Genomic DNA, 20,452 nt, shown 5'->3' on the forward strand with positions numbered 1-20,452 from the left:
GCGGGGTTGTCCACATCGGCGTTCGTCCGTCCACAGGAATCGGGAGCCTCTCGACCGGGGCGTGGTGGGGCGGGAGGGTCGGGGGGCGTCAGGGGGTGGGTCCGGTGGTGCGACTCGGGCTCGGCCGGGGCGTGAGCGATCGGGGGGCGACGGGCTTCGGCCGGGTGGGGACCGGCGTCGGGCCGGGGAGGAGACGGGCGTTGAGCGTGCGGTGCGACGGGCCTCGGGGCGGGAGGCGGGAGGCGGGAGGCGGGAGGCCGCAGGGCGCGGTGCGCGGGTGGGGGCGTGCTGCGGCTGTGGCGGGGGACGGCGCGGAAGGGGCAGCGGCGGGGCCTACGGGTTCGTGGGTGGTGGCGAGGAGCGGCTGAGGCGGAGGGCGTGGTGGAGGTGGTGACGGTCGTGGCGGGAGTGCTCGGAGGCGTGCTCGGCGCGGGCGCCGGGGCGGTGGCCCGGGTGCTGCTCGGCCGGTTGCGGCGCGGGGCGCGGGTGCGGGCGCCGGCGTGCGAGGTCGCCGTCGCGGTGGCCTGGGCCGGTGTCGGCGCGGGGTGGGCGGCCGGGAGGTGGACCGGCACCTGGGCGGTGCTGCTGCTCGCGCTGTCCTGGTTCGCCGTGGCGGCGGGGGTGGTGGACCTGCGGCACCGCAGGCTGCCCGACGCGCTGACCCTTCCCGCCGTGCCCGTGGCGCTGCTGCTGGTGGCCCCGCTGGGCGTGGCGGCGCTCGGGCGGGCCGCGGCCGGAGCGGCGCTGGCGTGCGGGGTGCACGCCGCGGTGCACCTGGCGTCGCCGCGCTCGCTCGGGGCGGGGGACGTCAAGCTGGCCGCCTCGCTGGGGGCGGTGCTCGCCGCGGTGTCGTGGGCGGGGCTGCCGTCGGCGGCGGTGCTGGCGTCGCTGCTGACCGTCGTCACGGCGGTCCTGTCCCGGGCGGTCCCGTCCCCGGCGGTCCTCGCCCCGGCGGTCGGAACGGTCGCGGTGCCGGGTCCGCCGCCCGGTCGCCTGCGGGCGCCGGTGCCGCACGGTCCGTCGATGCTGCTGGCCACCCTGGTGGTGGTCGCCGCCGGGGCGGTGGGGTGGTGAGGTGGGGGCCTGCCTGGTGAGAGGATGGTGACGTGCTGCGTTGGATCACTGCCGGGGAGTCCCACGGTCCTGCGCTGGTCGCCGTGCTGGAGGGCATGGTCGCCGGTGTCGGGATCACGACCAAGGAGCTGGCTGCGGAGCTCGAGCGCCGCAAGCTCGGCCACGGGCGCAGCCCGCGCATGGCGTTCGAGGCCGACGAGCTCGAGGTGATCGGCGGCCTGCGGCACGGCCTGACCCAGGGCGGCCCGGTGGCGGTCCGGATCGCCAACACCGAGTGGCCCAAGTGGGAGACCGTCATGGCGGCCGACCCGGTCGATCCCGAGCTCATCGCCGGGCGCGCCCGCAACGCCCCGCTCACCCGGCCGCGTCCCGGCCACGCCGACCTCGCCGGCATGACCAAGTTCGGCTTCGACGACGCCCGCCCGGTCCTGGAGCGGGCGAGCGCCCGCGAGACGGCGGCGAAGGTCGTGATGGGCACCGTGGCCAAGGCGTTCCTCGCCCAGGCGCTCGGGGTGGCCGTCGTGTCGCACGTCGTCGCCATCGGTGCCGTCGACGCCCCCGACGGCGACCCGGTGCCCGGCCCGGGTGACCTGGAGCGGGTCGACGCCAGCCCGGTCCGCGCGCTCTCCCCGGAGACCTCGGCGCGGATGATGGCCGAGATCGACGCCGCCCACGAGGACGCCGACACCCTCGGTGGCGTCATCGAGGTCATCGCCTACGGCATGCCGGTGGGGGTGGGCTCCTACGTCCAGTCCGACCGCCGCCTCGACGGCCGCCTCGCCGGCGCGCTGATGAGCATCCAGGCGATGAAGGGCGTCGAGATCGGCGACGGCTTCCGCACCGCGCACCGCCGCGGCAGCGCCGCGCACGACGAGATGATCCCCGGCGACCCGGTGAAGCGGCTGTCCAACCGCGCCGGTGGCATCGAGGGCGGCATGACCAACGGCGAGCCGGTGCGGGTGCGCGTGGCGATGAAGCCGATCTCCACCGTGCCCCGGGCGCTGCGCACGATCGACACCGCCACCGGCGAGGAGGCCACCGCGATCCACCAGCGCTCCGACGCCTGCGCCGTGCCCCGCGCCGGGGTGGTGGCCGAGTCGATGGTGGCGCTGGTGCTGGCCGACGCCGTGCTGGAGAAGTTCGGCGGCGACTCCCTGGCCGAGACCCGCCGCAACGTCGAGGCCTACCGGTCCGCGAGCGCCTGACCCCGCCGTCTGGCGCCGACCGCAGCCGGTCCGGGGCCCGACCGCCGTTCCCGCGCGCGTTCTGGTTTCCCGCGCGCCTTTCGCGCTCCCGCGCGGCCCCGGCGGCGCGCGGGAGCCTGGAACGTGCGCGGGACCCGGGAAGGCGCGGGACGGGGTGCGCGTGGGACTCGGCGGCGGAGAAGGGATGCGCTCGTCTCGCCCTCGCGGGTGCGCAGCCGCGACCCGCACGGAAACTACCAACTCGTGGGCTCGCGCACGTCCGCGGAGGCGAACCGCGCACCCACCGGCCCCCGCGCACCTCCCGCCGTGCGCGAACCGCCACGAGGTGTGCAGTTCAGCACATGGTCAGCTCGGGCGGCCCGTGGCCTTCCGGACCGCCGCACGGAAGGTCGCGGCCCGGCTGCCGGAGGGCGGGGCGGAGGCGGGCGACGAGGGGGTGGGGTCGGCGGCGCGCACGTGCTCGTCGTCGAACGCCTCGAACGGCGTGCCCGAGCCCGCCCCGTCGCGCTCGCGGAGCTGGGGCTCGAGGTGGGTCTGGCCGTCGCGCCTCGGGAGCGGGAGCTGCTCGCGGCGCGGGGGGAGCCGGTGGTCCGGCCCGTCGGCGCTCACGAGGCGGTCCGGGGGCGCGGGACCGGGCCCGGGGAGGCCGCGCGCCGGGGCGCAGGAACACGGGTGTGCCGGGCGGGGGTGCGGGGCTCGCTCGCGTGGCGGGCCACCGGGACGCGGGGGATGCCGCGCTCGCCGTCGTTCACGCCGCTTCTCCGATCGTGCGATCACCCCGCGCAACGGGGCCGGACTCGTCACCGTGCGCCGCACCGGTGCGCCCGCAGGCTATCGCGCCACCGGGTCGGGTGATCCACGCGGGCCCGGGCCGGACGCGGACGGTCACCGGCCGGTGCGGCCGGGCGCGCGCCCCCACGCGGTCACTACCCTCGGACGGATGACCGCCCCCCTCCGCCCGGTGCTGGTGCTCGTCGGGCCGCCCGGCGCCGGCAAGTCGACCGTCGGCAAGGTGCTGGCCCGACGCCTCGGCGTCGGCTTCACCGACGTGGACACGCTGATCGTCGAGCGGGCCGGGAAGCCGATCGCGGACATGTTCCTGCAGGACGGGGAGGCCGCGTTCCGCGCGCTGGAGCGCGAGGTCGTCGCCGAGGCGCTGACGGGCGTCGACGGCGTGCTCGCCCTGGGCGGCGGTTCCGTGCTCGCCGAGGAGACGCGGGTAGCGCTGCGCGGGCACCGGGTCGTGCACCTCACGGTCTCCCTCGCCGACGGGCTGCGCCGCACCGGGATGTCGTCGGCGCGCCCGCTGCTCGCCGGGGTCAACCCGCGGGCCACGTTCAAGGCGCTGCTCGACGCCCGCGCGCCGCTCTACCGGGAGGTCGCGACGGTGGAGATCGACACGGCGCGCCGCAGCGCCAACCAGGTCGCGCGCGCGGTGCTGCTGGCGCTGGGCGAGATCCCGGCGGACGCCCCCGAGTCGCCCGCCGACCCCTCGGACCCCCTCGACGTCCCGACCCCCCACGAGAGCACCCTGCTCCCGAACCCCGCGCTCCCCGACACCGCCCGGAGCTGACGGGGCCCGGAACCGACAGGGCCCGGGACCGAGAGGCGCCCGCACTAGGCTGCCCCCGTGATCCGGATCGACGTCGCCACCGCCGCGCCCTACCCCGTGCTCGTCGGACGGGGGGCGCGGGCCGAGGTCGCGGCCACCGTCACCGGGCTCGGCGCCACCAAGGCCGTGGTCGTGCACCAGCCGCCCCTGGCCGACCAGGCCGAGGAGCTGCGGGCGTCGCTCGTCGCGGCGGGCGTCGACGCGCACCGCGTGGAGGTCCCCGACGCGGAGGACGGCAAGACCCTCGCCGTCGCCGGGTTCTGCTGGGAGGTCTGCGGCTCGGTCGGGCTGACGCGCGGCGACGTCGTGGTGTCGCTGGGCGGCGGCGCCGTCACCGACCTGGCCGGGTTCGTCGCCTCGGCCTGGATGCGCGGCGTGCGGGTCGTGCACGTGCCGACCACGCTGCTCGCGATGGTCGACGCGGCCGTCGGCGGCAAGACCGGCATCAACACCGCGGCCGGCAAGAACCTCGTCGGCGCCTTCCACGAGCCGTCGGCGGTGCTGGTCGACCTGGCCACGCTGGAGACGCTGCCCGCCGACGAGCTCGTCGCCGGCAGCGCGGAGATCCTCAAGACCGGCTTCATCGCCGACCCGGTGATCCTCGACCTCGTGGAGCGCGACCCGGGGGCGGCGCTCGACCCCACCGGCGACGTCCTGCCCGAGCTCGTCCGCCGCTCCATCCAGGTCAAGGCCGACGTCGTCGCGGCCGACCTGCGCGAGTCGCACCTGCGGGAGATCCTCAACTACGGCCACACGCTGGGTCACGCCGTCGAGCGCCGCGAGGACTACCGGTGGCGCCACGGCAGCGCCGTCAGCGTCGGGCTGGTGTTCGCCGCCGAGCTGGCCCGCGCCGCCGGGCGCCTCGACGACGCCACCGCCGACCGCCACCGCACGGTCCTCGAGTCCGTCGGCCTGCCCGTCCGCTACGAACCCGGCGTGCTCCCGGAGCTGGTGGAGACGATGCGCGGCGACAAGAAGTCGCGCTCGGGCATGCTGCGGTTCGTCGTGCTCGACGGCCTCGCGAAGCCCGGACGGCTGGAGGGCCCCGACCCGTCGCTGCTCGAGGCGGCCTACGAGAAGATCAGCTCATGAACGTCCTCGTCCTCAACGGCCCCAACCTCGGCCGCCTCGGCACCCGCGAGCCCGACGTCTACGGCGCCACCACCCACGCCGACCTCGTGGCGCTGTGCGTGCGCACGGGGGAGGAGCTGGGCCTGGCCGTCGAGGTCCGGCAGACCGACCACGAGGGCGAGATGCTCGGCTGGCTGCACGCCGCCGCCGACGCCGGCACGCCCGTCGTGCTCAACGCGGCGGCCTGGACGCACACCTCGGTCGCGGTCCGCGACGCCTGCGCCCAGCTCACCGCGCCCCTGGTCGAGGTGCACATCTCGAACGTGCACAAGCGGGAGGAGTTCCGGCACCACTCCTACGTCTCGGCGGTCGCCGACGGGGTGATCGTGGGGCTCGGCGTCGCCGGCTACACCCTCGCGCTGCGCTGGCTCGCGGAGCGGCCCCGCTAGGGCCGGAGCGGCCCGACAGAGCCGGGACGGCCGCGACGGCGCCGGAGCGAGCCCCGGCACCGCCGGCACCGCCGGCACGGGCGTCAGTAGCGCGGGTCGCGCTCCGGCGGGTAGACGTCGGCGCGCGGTGCCACCACCGGGCGCGCCCGGCGGGCCATCGCGAGGCTGGCGACCAGGCCGATGACCCCGACGACGGCCAGGATCCAGCCGATGAGATCGAGGTCGATCCCGTCGACGTCGATGTTCACGGCCAGCGCCAGGATCAGGCCGATCGCGATCAGGGCGATGCTCGATCCGATTCTCATGGCGCTCTGTACCCGCTCGGCCCCGTCACCAACCTAGGCTGCTCCGGGTGACGCCCTCCGCCCGCCGCGCCGCCCTGCGCGCCCTGCTCCCGGCCCGCGAGGTCGACGCGCTCCTGGTCACCGACCTGGTCAACATCCGCTACCTCACCGGCTTCACCGGCTCCAACGCCGCGCTGCTGGTCCACGTCGACGGCGACGGGAGCAGCCGCTTCTGCACCGACGCCCGCTACCGCTCGCAGTCGGCGGCGCAGGTGCCCGACCTGGAGCGCGTCGAGGACCGCGCCTGCGCCCGCACCCTGGTGGCCGGGGCGGCGGTGGGGCGGCTGGGGTTCGAGTCCGACGCCGTCACCGTCGACGCCCACGCCGCGCTCGTCGACGTCGCCGGGGACACGGCGCTGCACCGCGTGCCGGGCCTCGTGCAGCGCCTGCGAACGGTGAAGGACGAGTCCGAGATCGACGCCCTGCGCGCCGCGTGCGCCGCCGCCGACGCCGCGCTCACCGACCTCGTCGACGCCGGCGGGATCGCCCCGGGACGCACCGAACGGGAGGTGGCGCTCGACCTCGAGGACCGGATGCGCCGCCACGGCGCGCAGGGCCCGGCGTTCGAGACGATCGTCGCGGCCGGGCCGCACTCCGCCGTGCCCCACCACCGCCCCACCGACGCCGTGCTGCGACGCGGCGACCTCGTCAAGATCGACTTCGGGGCGCTCGTCGGCGGCTACCACTCCGACACGACCCGCACGGTCGTCCTGGGCCCGCCGGCCGACTGGCAGCGCGAGCTGCACGACCTCGTCGCCGCCGCCCAGCGGGCCGGGCGCGACGCGCTGGCGCCCGGCGCCGACGTCGTCGCCGTCGACGCGGCCGCCCGCTCGGTCTGCGAGGAGGCCGGGCGCGGTCGGGAGTTCCTGCACGGGCTCGGCCACGGCGTCGGGCTGCAGATCCACGAGGCGCCGCTGCTGGCGCGCACCGGCGTCGGCGTCCTGGCCGCCGGGATGGCGGTCACCGTCGAGCCCGGGGTGTACCTGGAGGGCCGCGGCGGCGTCCGGATCGAGGACACCGTCGTCGTCCGCGACGGCGGGCCCGAGGTCCTCACCGCGACCACCAGGGAACTGCTGCACCTGTAGGGGCGGGTACCCTGACGTGCGGACGACGGCGCCGGGACGGTGCCGTCCGCGAGACACACCCGGCGCGCCTCCTCACGGCAGCCGCGCGCCCCGAACCGATGCAGGAGACCCGCTCACGTGGCCACCACGAACGACCTGAAGAACGGCCTGGTGCTCAACCTGGACGGCCAGCTCTGGGCGGTCACGGCGTTCCAGCACGTCAAGCCCGGCAAGGGCGGCGCCTTCGTGCGCACGACGCTGAAGAACGTGATGACCGGGAAGGTCGTCGACAAGACCTTCAACGCCGGCACCAAGGTCGAGACCGCCACGGTCGACCGCCGCGACATGACCTTCCTCTACCGCGACGGCGCCGACTTCGTCTTCATGGACGGCGACACGTTCGACCAGATCCCGATCCCGGAGGGCACCGTCGGCTCCGCGGCCGGCTACCTGCTGGAGAACCAGGTCGCGATGGTCGCGCTGCACGAGTCGGTGCCGCTGTTCGTCGAGCTCCCGACGTCGGTCGAGCTCGTCATCAGCCACACCGACCCCGGCCTGCAGGGCGACCGCTCCACCGGCGGCACCAAGCCCGCCACGCTGGAGACCGGCGCGGAGATCCAGGTGCCGCTGTTCGTCACCACCGGCGAGAAGGTCAAGGTGGACACCCGCGACGGGCGCTACCTCGGCCGCATCTCCTCCTGATCGCCCGAGCTCCGACATGCTGAGAGCCCGCACCAAGGCCCGGAAGCGGGCACTGGACATCCTGTTCGAGTCCGAGGCCCGCGGCGATGACCCGCTCGCGGTGCTGGTGCAGCGCAGGGAGACCGACGACGCGCCGCCCGTCTCCGAGTACGCGGCGATGCTCGTCGAGGGCGTCGTCGCGCACCGCGAACGCATCGACCAGCTCCTCGCCGAGCACGCCGAGGGCTGGACCGTGGCCCGCATGCCCGCGGTCGACCGCGCGCTGCTGCGGATCGGCGTGTTCGAGCTGCTGTGGGTCGACGAGATCGACGACCCGGTGGCGATCACCGAGGCCGTCGAGCTGGCCCGCACGCTGTCCACCGACGACAGCCCGCGCTTCCTCAACGGCGTCCTGGGCCGCATCGCCGACATCGGCGAGCAGCTGCGCGCCGCGCGCTGATCTGCGCTCCGCGCTCGTGAGTGGCGATCGTGGCCCTGGCCACGGTCGCCACTCACGGGTGTGTTCTGGGTCCCACGCCATCGAATCGATTCGATCCCCGGCGTAGCGTCGGCCGCTGTCACATCCGCCGACCGCCGGGGGGCCGCGCCGTGCCGATCGCGATCGTCGTGATGGCGCTGGGGACGTTCGCCATCGGGCTCACCGAGTTCGCCGTGATGGGCCTGCTTCCCCGCATCGTCGGCGACCTGTCCGTCTCCCTGCCCGTCGGCGGCAACCTCGTCACGGCCTACGCCGTCGGCGTCGTCGTCGGGGCGCCGCTGCTCACGGCCGCGGCCGTGCGGCTGCGCCGGCGCACCGCGCTGCTGCTGTTCATGGGCCTGTTCGCCGCCGGCAACGCGCTCGCGGCCGTGGCGCCGACGTTCGGGCTGCTCGTCGTCGCCCGGTTCCTCTCCGGGCTCCCGCACGGCGCGTTCTTCGGCGTCGGGGCGCTGGTGGCGGCCTCGCTGGTGCCGCCGGGGCGGCGGGCGTCGGCGGTGGCGTCGATGGTGCTGGGGCTGACCGTCGCCAACCTCGTCGGCGTGCCCGCGGCCACCGCGCTCGGCGGGATCGCCGGGTGGCGCCTCGCGTTCGCCCTCATCACCGCGCTGGCGCTGCTGTGCGTCACGGGGATGGTGCTGACGCTCCCGCGCGATGCCGTCACGTCCCGCCCCAGCATCGGCGCCGAGTTCGCGGCGCTGCGCCGGCCCGTCGTGCTGCTGGCGCTGAGCACCGTGGTCGTCGGCGGCGGCGGGCTCTTCGCCTTCTACACCTACATCGCCCCGATGATGACCGACCTCACCGGCTTCGCGCCCGCGGCCGTCCCGCTGCTGCTGGCGGCGTTCGGCCTGGGCATGACGGTCGGCACGGTCGCGGGCGGGCGCCTGGCCGACCGGTTCGACCCGCGCCGGGTCGTCGTCGCCATGCTCGCCGTGCAGACGGTGGTGCTGGTGGTCGCCGTGCCCGCGCTGCGCTCGCCGGTGCTCGCGCCCGTCGTCGTCTTCGCGGTCGGCGCGGCCGGTCTCGCGATCGTGCCGGCCGTGCAGTCGGTCGTGCTGGACGCGGCGGGGGAGGCCCCGGCGCTCGCGTCGGCGTCGATCCAGTCGGCGTTCAACCTCGCCAACGCCATCGGCGCGGCCGCGGGCGGGCTCGTGCTCACCGCCGGGCTGGGCCTGGCCGCGCCGCCCGCCGCCGGGGCCCTGCTCGCCGCGCTGGGGATCGTGCCGGCCGTCGCGGCGATCCGGTACGCCCGGCGCCGCCGGGCCGCACCCGTCGCCGTCGCGCCGTAGCCCCCCGGATGTGCGAACGGCCCTCCCGCCCACTCGAGGTGGGCGGGAGGGCCGTTCGCCGTGCGTGCGGGTGCCCTTCCCCAGGCACCCGACCGTCACGTCGCGGGCCGGGCCTCCGGGGGCAGCACGCCCCAGTCGATGAGCTGGTCGGTCAGCTCGCCCGGGCTCTTGTCGTAGATGATCGCGAGCGAGCGGAGGTCCTCGGCGCGGATGCTGAGCACCTTGCCGTTGTAGTCGCCGCGCTGGCTCTGGATGGCGGCGGCGTAGCGGGCCAGCGGGCCCACCTTGTCCGCCGGGAGCTGCTGGAGCCGCTCCAGGTTGATGACGATCTTGGTGGCGGGCTCGGAGCCGGACGGCACGCGGCCCTCGGGCAGCAGCTCGGCCACCGGCACGCCGTAGAAGTCGGCCAGCTCGGCCAGCTTCTGGACGGTGACCGCACGGTCACCGCGCTCGTAGGAACCCACGACGACGGCCTTCCACCGCCCGCCCGACTTCTGCTCGACGCCGTGCAGCGAGAGGCCCTGCTGCTGCCGGATGGCGCGGAGCTTCCCGCCGAGCGCCTTGGCGTAGTCGCCCATGCGGCGACCCCTTTCGTGACTGGCGCCGACCCTCGCGGGCCGGCGTCGGAGGAACTGAGGTTCTCGGGGAGTCGGCGCTCGGGAACGCCGAGGGTCGTCTCGGGTGGTGCCCCCCGCGGCCGCGGCCGCCCGAGAAACAGTCGATCAATACGGAGAGTAATCATGCGCTCGCCGCCGCCGTCTGGTCAAGTTGTCGGACCCGTCCCCGGCCCGTTACGCCCCGGTTCCACCCTAATGGCTGATCGACACGCCGCCGCCAGGGCTTTCGTCGGCGGGGTACCCGCCCCGCCACCGGTAGTTCGTGACCGGAGCGTGATCGACGTGTGACGCATGGGACTCCGGAGGGTGGCAAACGGGGTCGCATCCGGAGCAGGTGTGATGCTCCCGATGCCCGGGCGCTCGGAGGCGGGCCGTCCGGTGACCCGCTGGTACGGTCGCGACCACACCGTTCCTTTAAGGCCCGTCCCGTGAGGCGGGGAAGGAGAGTCACTCGTGGCGATCGATCGCCGCGGGGACGTCGCGGGCGCACCGGGTGACCGGGAGCTGCTGTCCGCCGCGGACGTCACCCGCACCGTCGCGCGCATCGCGCACCAGATCATCGAGAAGACGGCGGGCGACGACGGCGTCGTCCTCATCGGCATCCCCACCCGCGGCGCCGTGCTGGCGCGCCGCCTGGCCGCGGCCATCGGGGAGTTCTCCGGCACGGTCCCCGGCGTGGGTTCGGTCGACGCGACGCTCTACCGCGACGACCTGCGCCTGCGCCCGACCCGCGCCCTGGAGGACACCGACGTCCCCGAGGGCGGTCTCGACGGACGGCTCGTCGTGCTCGTCGACGACGTGCTGATGTCGGGCCGCACGGTCCGCGCCGCGCTCGACGCGCTGGCCGACCACGGCCGCCCGCGCGCGGTGCAGCTCGCGGTCCTCGTCGACCGCGGCCACCGCGAGCTCCCCATCCGCGCCGACTACGTCGGCAAGAACGTCCCCACCAGCCGGGAGGAGCAGATCCTGGTGCTGCTGACCGAGACCGACGACGTCGACGGGGTCCGGCTGCGCCGCGGCGCCGCCGGTGCCGACGACGCGCCGGGCGAGCCCGACCGGGAGGGTCCGGCGTGAGGCACCTGCTCTCGGTCGCCGACCTCGACGCCGCCGCGGCCACCGGCCTGCTCGACACCGCCGACCGCCTCAAGCAGGCCCTGCTGGGCCGCGAGGTCCGCAAGCTCCCCACGCTGCGCGGCCGCACCGTGATCACGATGTTCTACGAGAACTCGACGCGCACCCGGGTGTCGTTCGAGATCGCGGGCAAGTGGATGAGCGCCGACACGGTCAACGTGAGCGCGTCCGGCTCGTCGGTGTCGAAGGGGGAGTCGTTGCGCGACACCGCGTTGACGCTCTCGGCCATGGGCGCCGACTGCGTCGTCGTGCGGCACCCGGCGTCGGGCTCGGCGCACCGGCTCGCGGGCTGGATGGACTCCGAGATCGGCGGCGGCCACACCTCGATCGTCAACGCCGGCGACGGCACGCACGAGCACCCCACCCAGGCGCTGCTCGACGCGGCCACGCTGCGGGACCACTTCCGCGCCCGGGGGTCGGGCACCATCGCCGGGCGCCGCATCGGGATCGTCGGCGACGTGCTGCACAGCCGCGTCGCGCGGTCCAACGTGCTGCTGCTGGCCACCCTCGGCGCCGACGTCGTGCTCATCGCGCCGCCGACGCTGCTGCCGGTGGGCGTCGAGCAGTGGCCCTGCCGCGTCAGCTCCTCTCTCGACGCCGAGCTGCCCGCCCTGGACGCGGTGATGATGCTGCGCGTGCAGGCCGAGCGGATGCACGGCGCGTTCTTCCCGTCGGCGCGCGAGTACGCCGTCGGCTACGGCCTGTCCGAGGCGCGTGCGGCCCTGCTGCCCGAGCACGCCCCGGTGCTGCACCCGGGTCCGATGGTGCGCGGCATGGAGATCGCGCCCGCGGTCGCCGACGGGCCCTCCTCGGCCGTGCTGGCGCAGGTCGCCAACGGCGTCCACGTCCGCATGGCCGTGCTCTACCACCTCCTCGCGGGAGCACCCGAATGACCGACCTGCTCATCACCGACGTCCGCCCCTACGGCGGTGACGCCGTCGACGTCCTCGTCCGCGACGGGGTCGTCGCCGAGATCGGCCCGGGGCTCACCGCGCCCGAGGACGTGGCCACGCTGGACGGCGGCGGGCACGTGCTGCTGCCCGGCTTCGTCGACCTGCACGTCCACCTGCGCGAGCCCGGCGGCGAGGAGTCCGAGGACGTCGCCACCGGGTCGGCCGCGGCCGCGCTGGGCGGGTTCACCGCCGTGTTCGCGATGCCCAACACCGATCCCGTCGCCGACTCCGACGTCGTCGTCGAGCACGTGTGGCGGCGCGGGCAGGAGGTCGGCCTGGTCGACGTCCACCCGGTCGGCGCCGTCACCGTCGGCCTGGCCGGGCAGCAGATGGCCGAGCTCGGGACGATGGCCGCCAGCCGCGCGCAGGTGCGGATGTTCAGCGACGACGGGAAGTGCGTCAACGACCCGCTGATCATGCGTCGCGCCCTGGAGTACGCCTCCGCGCTCGGTGCCGTGATCGCCCAGCACGCCGAGGACCACCGCCTCACCGGGGGCGCGCAGGCCCACGAGGGCGTCGTCGCGTCGCGGCTGGGGCTGGCCGGCTGGCCGGCCACCGCGGAGGAGACGATCGTCGCCCGCGACTGCGCGCTGGCCCGCGAGGCCGGTGCGGCGCTGCACGTCTGCCACATCTCCTCGGCCCGCACCGTCGACGTGCTGCGCGCGGCCAAGGCGGCCGGGGTGCGGGTGAGCGCCGAGGTCACCCCGCACCACCTGCTGCTCACCGACTCGCGCCTCAGCGGCTACGACCCCGTCAACAAGGTCAACCCGCCGCTGCGCACCGCGGAGGACACGAAGGCGATGCGCGCGGCGCTGGCCGAGGGCGTCATCGACGTCGTCGCCACCGACCACGCCCCGCACGCGTCGCAGTACAAGGACACGGAGTGGCAGGCCGCACGTCCGGGCATGCTGGGGCTGCAGACGGCGTTGTCGGTGCTGGTGCACACCATGGTGGAGCCCGGCCTGCTCGACTGGCGCGGCGTGGCCCGCGTGCTGTCGGAGCGGCCGGCGGAGATCGGCGGGCTGTCCGACCACGGGCGCCCGATCGCGGCGGGTGAGCCGGCGACGTTCGCGCTGGTCGACCCGGACGCCCAGTGGACGGTGCGCGGGGCCGCGCTCGCCAGCCGGGCGTCGAACACCCCGTACGAGGGGATGCGGCTGCCCGGTGCGGTGGTCGCCACCGTCCTCAGAGGACGGATCACGGCGCAGGACGGGAAGGTTTCTCCATGACAGCGGTACTGGTGCTCGAGGACGGGCGGATCTTCCGGGGCGAGGCCTTCGGGGCGCTCGGGACCGGGCTCGGCGAGGCGGTGTTCACGACCGGGATGACCGGCTACCAGGAGACGCTGACCGACCCCTCCTACCACCGCCAGATCGTCGTCCAGACCGCGCCGCACGTCGGCAACACCGGCTGGAACGACGAGGACGACGAGTCGGCCGGGATCCAGGTCGCCGGGTACGTGGTGCGCGACCCGTCGCGGTCGGCGTCGAACTGGCGCTCCACCGGCTCGCTCGGCGACGCCCTGCGGGAGCAGGGGATCGTGTCGGTCGCGGGCGTCGACACCCGCGCGCTGGTGCGCCACCTGCGCGAGCGCGGGGCGATGCGCGCGGGCGTGTTCTCCGGGCCCGACCTGGCCGACGACGACGTGCTGGTGCGCCGCGTGCTCGACAGCCCGCGCATGGAGGGCTCCGACCTCTACGGCGCCGTCACCACGCGCGAGCCCTACGTCGTGCCGGCGTCGGGGCCGACCCGGTTCCGGGTGGCCGCACTGGACGTCGGCATCAAGTCGAACACCCCGCGGATGCTGGCGCAGCGGGGGATCGAGACCCACGTGCTGCCCGCGTCGACGTCGATCGAGGAGATCGAGGCGCTCGCGCCGGACGGGTTCTTCCTGTCCAACGGCCCCGGCGACCCGGCCACGGCCGACGGCCCCGTCGCGCTCACGCGGGCGGTGCTGGAGCGGCGGATCCCGCTGTTCGGCATCTGCTTCGGCAACCAGATCCTCGGCCGCGCGCTGGGGCGGGGCACCTACAAGCTGCCCTACGGCCACCGCGGCATCAACATCCCGGTGATCGAGCACGCCACCGGCCGCGTGGCGATCACCTCGCAGAACCACGGGTTCGCCGTCGAGGGCGAGGCGGGGGAGGAGTTCGACACCCCCGTCGGCCGCGCGCGCGTCACGCACACCTGCCCCAACGACGGCTGCGTCGAGGGGCTCGCCGCGCTGGAGGTCCCCGCGTTCAGCGTGCAGTACCACCCCGAGGCCGCGGCCGGCCCGCACGACGCCGCCGACCTCTTCGACCGCTTCGTCTCGCTCATGGCAGGAGAAGACTGATGCCCCGCCGCGAGGACATCCGGCACGTCATGGTGATCGGCTCCGGGCCGATCGTGATCGGCCAGGCGTGCGAGTTCGACTACTCCGGGACGCAGGCGTGCCGCGTGCTGCGCGAGGAGGGCATCCGCGTCTCGCTGGTGAACTCCAACCCGGCGACGATCATGACCGACCCCGAGTTCGCCGACGCCACCTACATCGAGCCGATCACGCCCGAGTTCGTGGAGAAGGTGATCGAGGCCGAGCGCGACGCCGGCTACCCGATCACCGCGATCCTGGCGACCCTCGGCGGGCAGACCGCGCTCAACACCGCGGTCGCGCTGCACGAGAACGGCGCGCTGGAGCGGCACGGCATCGAGCTGATCGGCGCCGACTTCGACTCCATCCAGCGCGGCGAGGACCGCCTGAAGTTCAAGGAGATCGTGCAGTCCGTCGGCGGTGACGTCCCGCGCTCCGCGGTGTGCCACTCGATGGACGAGGTGCGCGCCGCCGTCGCCGAGCTGGGGCTGCCGGTCGTCATCCGGCCCTCGTTCACGATGGGCGGGCTCGGGTCGGGCATGGCCCACACCGACGAGGACCTCGAGCGCCTGGCGGGCGGCGGCCTCGCGGCCTCGCCGGTCACCGAGGTGCTCATCGAGGAGTCGGTGCTCGGGTGGAAGGAGTACGAGCTCGAGCTCATGCGCGACCACCACGACAACGTGGTCGTCATCTGCTCCATCGAGAACATCGACCCGATGGGCGTGCACACCGGCGACTCGATCACCGTCGCCCCGGCGATGACGCTGACCGACCGCGAGTACCAGCACATGCGCGACGTGGGCATCGAGGTGCTGCGCGCGGTGGGCGTCGACACCGGCGGCTGCAACATCCAGTTCGCGATCCAGCCCGAGACCGGGCGGCTCGTCGTCATCGAGATGAACCCGCGCGTCTCGCGGTCCTCGGCGCTGGCGTCGAAGGCGACCGGGTTCCCGATCGCGAAGATCGCCGCGCGGCTGGCCGTCGGCTACACCCTCGACGAGATCCGCAACGACATCACCGGCGAGACCCTCGCCGCGTTCGAGCCCACGCTCGACTACGTGGCCGTGAAGATCCCGCGGTTCGCGTTCGAGAAGTTCCCCGGGGCCGACCCCGAGCTGACCACGACGATGAAGAGCGTCGGCGAGGCGATGGCGCTGGGCCGGTCGTTCCCCGAGGCGCTGGGCAAGGCGCTGCGGTCGATGGAGACCACCGCGGCGGGCTTCTGGACCACGCCCGACCCCGACGGCGAGCCGGAGATCCGCGTGCCCGTCGACGGCCGCATCTACGAGGTCGAGCGCGCGCTGCGCGGCGGCGCGAGCGTGGCCGAGGTGGCCGCCGAGACGGGCATCGACCCCTGGTTCCTCGACCAGATCCTCGCGCTCACCGAGCTGCGCACCGAGATCCTCGACGTGCCCGTGCTCGACGCGGCGGTGCTGCGCCGCGCCAAGCGCGCCGGGGTGTCGGACCGCCAGATCGCCGCGCTGCGCCCCGAGCTCGCGGGCGAGGCGGGGGTGCGCACGCTGCGCCACCGCCTCGGCGTGCGGCCGGTCTACAAGACCGTCGACACCTGCGCCGCGGAGTTCCGCGCGCTCACCCCGTACCACTACAGCGCCTACGAGACCGACCCCGCCGCGGAGTCGGAGATCGCGCGCCAGACCGACCGGCCGAAGGTGCTCATCCTCGGCTCGGGCCCCAACCGCATCGGGCAGGGCATCGAGTTCGACTACTCCTGCGTGCACGCGGTGATGGCGCTGCGCGCTGCGCCCATTCCCTCTGGCGGGTTCGAGACCGTGATGGTCAACTGCAACCCCGAGACCGTGTCGACCGACTACGACACGGCCGACCGCCTCTACTTCGAGCCGCTGACGTTCGAGGACGTGCTGGAGGTCGTGCACGCCGAGCAGGCCAGCGGCACCGTCGTGGGCGTGATCGTGCAGCTCGGCGGGCAGACCCCGCTCGGGCTGGCCGACCGGCTCACCGAGGCCGGGGTGCCGGTCGTCGGCACCAGCGCGGCGGCGATCGACCTCGCCGAGGACCGCGGGGCGTTCGGCGAGGTGCTGCGCCGCGCCGGGCTGCCCGCGCCCGCGTTCGGCATGGCCACCACCTACGACTCGGCGCGCGAGATCGCCGCCCGCATCGGCTACCCGGTGCTGGTCCGGCCGTCCTACGTGCTGGGCGGGCGCGGCATGGAGATCGTCTACGACGACGCGACGCTGGAGGGCTACATCTCCCGCGCCACGACGATCAGCGACGCCCGGCCCGTCCTGGTCGACCGCTTCCTCGACGACGCGATCGAGATCGACGTCGACGCGCTGTGCGACGGCACCGACGTGTTCATCGGCGGGGTCATGGAGCACATCGAGGAGGCCGGCGTGCACTCCGGCGACTCCTCCTGCACCCTGCCGCCGGTGACGCTGGGGCGCAGCGTGCTCGACGAGGTGCGCCGCTCGACCGAGGCGATCGCGCACGGCGTCGGGGTGCGGGGGCTGCTCAACGTCCAGTACGCGCTGCACGGCGAGACGCTCTACGTGCTCGAGGCCAACCCCCGCGCGTCGCGGACGGTGCCGTTCGTCTCCAAGGCCACGGCGGTGCCGCTGGCCAAGGCCGCCGCGCGGATCATGCTCGGCGCCACCATCGCCGACCTGCGCGCCGAGGGCCTGCTGCCCGCCGAGGGCGACGGCGGGGTGCTGCCGCCGGACGCGCCCGTCGCCGTCAAGGAGGCGGTGCTGCCGTTCAACCGGTTCCGCACCAAGGACGGGCGCGGGGTCGACCCGCTGCTGGGCCCGGAGATGAAGTCGACCGGCGAGGTCATGGGCATCGACGCCTCGTTCGGCCCGGCGTTCGCGAAGTCGCAGGCCGCCGCCTACGGCTCGCTGCCGACGGCGGGGAAGGTGTTCGTCTCGGTCGCCGACCGCGACAAGCGGGCCATGGTCTTCCCGATCCGGCGCCTGGCCGACCTCGGCTTCGAGATCCTGGCCACCAGCGGCACCGCCGACGTGCTGCGCCGCCACGGCATCGCGACCACGGTGGTGCGCAAGCACTTCGAGGGCACCGAGGAGATCCGGACGATCGTCGACCTGATCCTCGCCGGCGAGGTCGACATGATCATCAACACGCCCTACGGCAACTCCGGGCCCCGCGTCGACGGCTACGAGATCCGCGCGGCCGCGGTCGGCCGCGGCGTCCCGTGCATCACGACGGTGCAGGGCGCGGGGGCGGCGGTGCAGGGCGTCGAGGCGATGCGGGCGGGCCGGATCGGCGTGCGGTCGCTGCAGGAGGCGCACGCGGCGCTGCTCAAGGCGCGGACGTGAGCTTCGGCGCGCGGCTGACCGCCGCGGTCGCCGAGCACGGCCCGCTCTGCGTCGGGATCGACCCGCACGCCCCGCTGCTGGCGCAGTGGGGCCTGGCCGACGACGCCGACGGCCTGGAGCGCTTCGCGGCGGTCTGCGTCGAGGCCCTCGCGGGGAGGGTGGCGGCGGTCAAGCCGCAGTCGGCGTTCTTCGAGCGGCACGGCTCGCGCGGCGTCGCGGTGCTGGAGCGGGTGCTGGCCGCGTTCGCCGGGACCGGGACGCTGACGGTCCTCGACGTCAAGCGCGGCGACATCGGCTCCACGATGGGCGGCTACGCCGACGCCTACCTCGCCCCGGGCGCCCCGCTCGGCGCCGACGCCGTGACGCTCTCGCCCTACCTCGGCTTCGGCTCCCTCGACCCGGCCCTGGCCGCGGCCGACGCGGCCGGGCGCGGGGTGTTCGTGCTCGCGCGCACCTCCAACCCGGAGGGCGCGCCCGTGCAGCTCGCCACGCTCGACGGGCGCAGCGTGGCCCAGGGGATGGTCGACGGCGCGGCGGAGCGCAACGCCGGCGCCGACCCGCTGGGCGCGGTCGGGGTGGTCGTCGGGGCGACGACGGAGCACGGCCTGGACCTCGGCGCGCTGAACGGCCCGGTGCTGGCGCCGGGCCTCGGGGCGCAGGGGGCGGGCCCGGCCGACATCGCCGCCCGGTTCGCCGGGGTGCGCGGGGTGGTCCTGCCGGCGGCGTCGCGGTCGGTGCTGGCGGCGGGCCCGGACGCGGCCGGGGTGCGCGGCGCGGCGGAGGCGCTGCGCGACGAGCTCGCCTGAGCGGCTACGGCGCGTACAGCGCCCCGATCACCGCCTTCGCCAGCTCGACGGCCGGTCCGCGGCCGTCGACGCTCGGGGCGAGGGAGGTCCAGGTGACGACGGTGATGTCGCGCTCGGGGTCGTGCCCCATGAACGAGTTGAAGCCCGGCAGCTCGCCCGAGTGCCCGTAGAGGGTGCCGAACCGGGCGAGCCCGAGCCCGTAGCCGGGGCTCGCGGGGTCGGCCGGGTCGACGGGCCGGACGCTGTCGAGCCGCTGCTGCTGGAGCTCGGGGCCGAGCAGGCCGCCTCCGGCGAGGGCGCGGACGTAGTCGGCGAGGTCCTCCGCGGTGGAGATGCCCGCCCCCGCGGTCCAGCCCCAGGACGGGTTGGCGTCGGTGACGTCGGTCGGGGCGAGCGTGCCCGCCCGCGCCCGCGCCTGCACGTCGTCGGGCAGCACCAGGCTGTCGATCGTCTCGACGTTGCCGCCGAAGGTGTAGCCCCGCGGGTGCGGGTCGGCGAGGGCGGCCGAGTCCCGGTCGGGGAACGCGGACCCGTCCATGCCGAGCGGTGCGAACAGACGCGTGCGGAACTCCTCGGCCACCGGGTTGCCGGTGACCTGCTCGATGACCAGCCCGAGGAGCACCGTGTTGGTGTTCGAGTAGTTGTAGCCCTCGCCGGGCGGGTAGAGCGGCGGCCGCCGGAAGGCCATGTCCAGCAGCTCCTGCGGCGCGTACGACCGTGCCGGGTCCGCGTCCATCGCCTCGTTCAGCTCGAGCGCCTCGGTGTAGTTGTCCAGCCCGCTGCGCATGGAGAGCAGGTGGGCGAGGGTGATCGCGTCCCCGTTCGGGACGTCGGGCACGTAGGTCGAGATCGGGTCGTCCAGGCCCAGCCGGCCCTCGTCGACGAGCTGCAGGACGACGGTGCCGGTCCAGGTCTTCGTGTTGCTGCCCACCCGCACGTGGTCGCCGAGCTGCACAGGCTCGGTGCCCCGGTGCTCCCGGGTGCCGATGGTGGTGCTCCAGTCGCCGAGCTCGGGCGAGCGGACCAGGACGACGGCGCCGGTCACCAGCATCTCCTGCGCGAGGGCCTCCAGCCGGGGCGCCAGGTCGGCGGCGTACGCCGGGACGGGCGGGTCGGCGGCGGGTGCGGCGGCGGGTGCGGCGGCCACGGGGGCGCCGCAGCCGGTGGCCCACAGGAGGGCGGCGACCGCCACGGCGAGGAGCGTCCTGTGACGCGGTCCGGTGCTCGTCATGGTGGCCTCCCCGCTGCTCGTCGGAGGAACTATGGGCCACCGCCGGGGGCCGGACAAGCGGTTGCCGGGTAGGTTCCCCTCCGTGCCGCTGCGCGTCGTGATCGCGGAGGACTCCCTGCTCGTGCGCGAGGGGGTCACCGCCGTGCTCCGCCAGCCCGGGGACATCGAGGTGGTCGCGGGCGTCGGCGACCTGCCCGCGCTCCTGGCCGCCGTCGCCGAGCACGCGCCCGACGTGGTCGTCACCGACGTCCGGATGCCGCCGACGTCCACCGACGAGGGCGTCCGCGCGGCCGGCCGGCTGCGGACCACGCACCCCGGCGTCGGGGTCGTGGTGCTGTCCCAGTACGCCGAGACCGGCTACGCCACCGCGCTGCTCGCGGGCGGCAGCGCGTCGCGGGCGTACCTGCTCAAGGAGCGCGTGAGCAACCCCGGCCAGCTCGTCGCCGCGGTGCGCGAGGTGGCCCGCGGCGGCTCGGTGATCGACCCGGCCGTCGTCGAGGTGCTGGTGTCGGCGAACGGGCGGACGCGGGTCTCACCGCTGGCCGATCTGACCTCCCGCGAGCGCGACGTGCTCGCCGAGATCGCGCAGGGCAAGAGCAACGCCGGGGTCGCCGCCGCGCTGTTCCTGTCGGAGCGGGCGGTGGAGAAGCACATCAACACGCTGTTCACCAAGCTCGGCCTGGCGGCGGAGCCGGACACGAACCGGCGCGTCAAGGCCGTGCTGATGCACCTCGCCGACGGGGTCGACCCCGGCTGACCCGGGTGGTA

Annotated in this window: 20 protein-coding genes; 16 read left to right on the forward strand and 4 right to left on the reverse strand. The window is 75.1% G+C overall.

Translation table 11 applies throughout. From position 1 onward, the window contains the following. The first annotated feature begins 378 nt into the window (after positions 1–378). Complete coding sequence (locus HOP40_RS23860; protein ID WP_240157241.1) at positions 379–1,074, forward strand: prepilin peptidase; 696 nt, start codon at positions 379–381, stop codon at positions 1,072–1,074. Positions 1,075–1,106: 32 nt separating this feature from the next. After that, a complete protein-coding gene (gene aroC / locus HOP40_RS23865; RefSeq protein WP_172162154.1) occupies positions 1,107–2,279 on the forward strand; it encodes a chorismate synthase in 1,173 nt (390 codons plus the stop codon). A gap of 345 nt (positions 2,280–2,624) precedes the next feature. Here the strand turns inward: aroC and HOP40_RS23870 are convergent, their stop codons facing one another. After that, positions 2,625–2,888, reverse strand: a complete 264-nt coding sequence (locus HOP40_RS23870; protein WP_172162156.1) for a hypothetical protein — start codon at positions 2,886–2,888, stop codon at positions 2,625–2,627. Between the two features lie 331 nt (positions 2,889–3,219). Here HOP40_RS23870 and HOP40_RS23875 point away from each other — a divergent pair, with 331 nt between their 5' ends. The 3 genes from HOP40_RS23875 to aroQ are packed head-to-tail and all read left to right on the forward strand — an operon-like array spanning position 3,220 to position 5,411. After that, positions 3,220–3,852, forward strand: a complete 633-nt coding sequence (locus HOP40_RS23875) for a shikimate kinase (RefSeq protein WP_172162158.1) — start codon at positions 3,220–3,222, stop codon at positions 3,850–3,852. Positions 3,853–3,909: 57 nt separating this feature from the next. Beyond that, positions 3,910–4,983 carry a 3-dehydroquinate synthase gene (aroB, locus tag HOP40_RS23880; protein ID WP_172162160.1) on the forward strand — a complete coding sequence of 358 codons (1,074 nt, stop codon included), beginning with the start codon at positions 3,910–3,912 and terminating at the stop codon, positions 4,981–4,983. After that, positions 4,980–5,411, forward strand: a complete 432-nt coding sequence (aroQ, locus tag HOP40_RS23885; RefSeq protein ID WP_172162162.1) for a type II 3-dehydroquinate dehydratase — start codon at positions 4,980–4,982, stop codon at positions 5,409–5,411. Before aroB ends, aroQ begins: the two co-directional genes overlap by 4 nt. An 83-nt stretch (positions 5,412–5,494) precedes the next feature. Here the strand turns inward: aroQ and HOP40_RS23890 are convergent, their stop codons facing one another. Then, complete coding sequence (locus tag HOP40_RS23890; RefSeq protein WP_172162164.1) at positions 5,495–5,716, reverse strand: DUF6458 family protein; 222 nt, start codon at positions 5,714–5,716, stop codon at positions 5,495–5,497. A 47-nt stretch (positions 5,717–5,763) separates the two neighbouring features. On the opposite strand from HOP40_RS23890, the gene HOP40_RS23895 reads away from it, so the two are divergent. From HOP40_RS23895 to HOP40_RS23910, 4 genes are all read left to right on the forward strand, one after another. Beyond that, the gene (locus HOP40_RS23895; RefSeq protein ID WP_172162166.1) at positions 5,764–6,840 is read left to right on the forward strand and encodes a M24 family metallopeptidase; all 1,077 of its coding nucleotides are present in this window, start codon (positions 5,764–5,766) and stop codon (positions 6,838–6,840) included. Positions 6,841–6,957: 117 nt separating this feature from the next. Beyond that, positions 6,958–7,521, forward strand: a complete 564-nt coding sequence (efp, locus tag HOP40_RS23900) for an elongation factor P (RefSeq protein ID WP_172162168.1) — start codon at positions 6,958–6,960, stop codon at positions 7,519–7,521. Between the two features lie 19 nt (positions 7,522–7,540). After that, positions 7,541–7,960 (forward strand): transcription antitermination factor NusB, encoded by a 420-nt coding sequence (gene nusB / locus HOP40_RS23905; RefSeq protein ID WP_172169004.1) that lies wholly within the window; start codon positions 7,541–7,543, stop codon positions 7,958–7,960. Positions 7,961–8,109: 149 nt separating this feature from the next. Next, positions 8,110–9,285 carry an MFS transporter gene (locus tag HOP40_RS23910; RefSeq protein WP_172162170.1) on the forward strand — a complete coding sequence of 392 codons (1,176 nt, stop codon included), beginning with the start codon at positions 8,110–8,112 and terminating at the stop codon, positions 9,283–9,285. Positions 9,286–9,380: 95 nt separating this feature from the next. On the opposite strand, the gene bldD is transcribed toward HOP40_RS23910, so the two are convergent. Continuing rightward, positions 9,381–9,863, reverse strand: a complete 483-nt coding sequence (gene bldD, locus HOP40_RS23915) for a transcriptional regulator BldD (protein ID WP_172162172.1) — start codon at positions 9,861–9,863, stop codon at positions 9,381–9,383. Between the two features lie 492 nt (positions 9,864–10,355). Between bldD and pyrR the strand changes: the two genes are divergently transcribed. The 6 genes from pyrR to pyrF are packed head-to-tail and all read left to right on the forward strand — an operon-like array spanning position 10,356 to position 18,453. Next, a complete protein-coding gene (gene pyrR / locus HOP40_RS23920; protein ID WP_275691307.1) occupies positions 10,356–10,976 on the forward strand; it encodes a bifunctional pyr operon transcriptional regulator/uracil phosphoribosyltransferase PyrR in 621 nt (206 codons plus the stop codon). Further along, a complete protein-coding gene (locus HOP40_RS23925; RefSeq protein ID WP_172162174.1) occupies positions 10,973–11,926 on the forward strand; it encodes an aspartate carbamoyltransferase catalytic subunit in 954 nt (317 codons plus the stop codon). The genes pyrR and HOP40_RS23925 overlap by 4 nt, the downstream gene beginning before the upstream one ends. Then, complete coding sequence (locus HOP40_RS23930; RefSeq protein ID WP_172162176.1) at positions 11,923–13,215, forward strand: dihydroorotase; 1,293 nt, start codon at positions 11,923–11,925, stop codon at positions 13,213–13,215. The genes HOP40_RS23925 and HOP40_RS23930 overlap by 4 nt, the downstream gene beginning before the upstream one ends. Further along, a complete protein-coding gene (gene carA, locus HOP40_RS23935) occupies positions 13,212–14,321 on the forward strand; it encodes a glutamine-hydrolyzing carbamoyl-phosphate synthase small subunit (RefSeq protein ID WP_172162187.1) in 1,110 nt (369 codons plus the stop codon). Before HOP40_RS23930 ends, carA begins: the two co-directional genes overlap by 4 nt. Further along, positions 14,321–17,647, forward strand: a complete 3,327-nt coding sequence (gene carB, locus HOP40_RS23940) for a carbamoyl-phosphate synthase large subunit (RefSeq protein WP_172162198.1) — start codon at positions 14,321–14,323, stop codon at positions 17,645–17,647. The genes carA and carB overlap by 1 nt, the downstream gene beginning before the upstream one ends. Beyond that, positions 17,644–18,453 carry an orotidine-5'-phosphate decarboxylase gene (gene pyrF, locus HOP40_RS23945; RefSeq protein ID WP_172162200.1) on the forward strand — a complete coding sequence of 270 codons (810 nt, stop codon included), beginning with the start codon at positions 17,644–17,646 and terminating at the stop codon, positions 18,451–18,453. The genes carB and pyrF overlap by 4 nt, the downstream gene beginning before the upstream one ends. Before the next feature lie 4 nt (positions 18,454–18,457). On the opposite strand, the gene HOP40_RS23950 is transcribed toward pyrF, so the two are convergent. Continuing rightward, the gene (locus HOP40_RS23950; protein ID WP_172162202.1) at positions 18,458–19,684 is read right to left on the reverse strand and encodes a serine hydrolase domain-containing protein; all 1,227 of its coding nucleotides are present in this window, start codon (positions 19,682–19,684) and stop codon (positions 18,458–18,460) included. A gap of 88 nt (positions 19,685–19,772) precedes the next feature. Here HOP40_RS23950 and HOP40_RS23955 point away from each other — a divergent pair, with 88 nt between their 5' ends. Continuing rightward, complete coding sequence (locus tag HOP40_RS23955; protein ID WP_205347362.1) at positions 19,773–20,441, forward strand: response regulator transcription factor; 669 nt, start codon at positions 19,773–19,775, stop codon at positions 20,439–20,441. The last annotated feature ends 11 nt before the right edge of the window (positions 20,442–20,452 follow it).

The sequence above is a fragment of the Pseudonocardia broussonetiae genome (assembly GCF_013155125.1).
GTDB lineage: Bacteria > Actinomycetota > Actinomycetes > Mycobacteriales > Pseudonocardiaceae > Pseudonocardia > Pseudonocardia broussonetiae.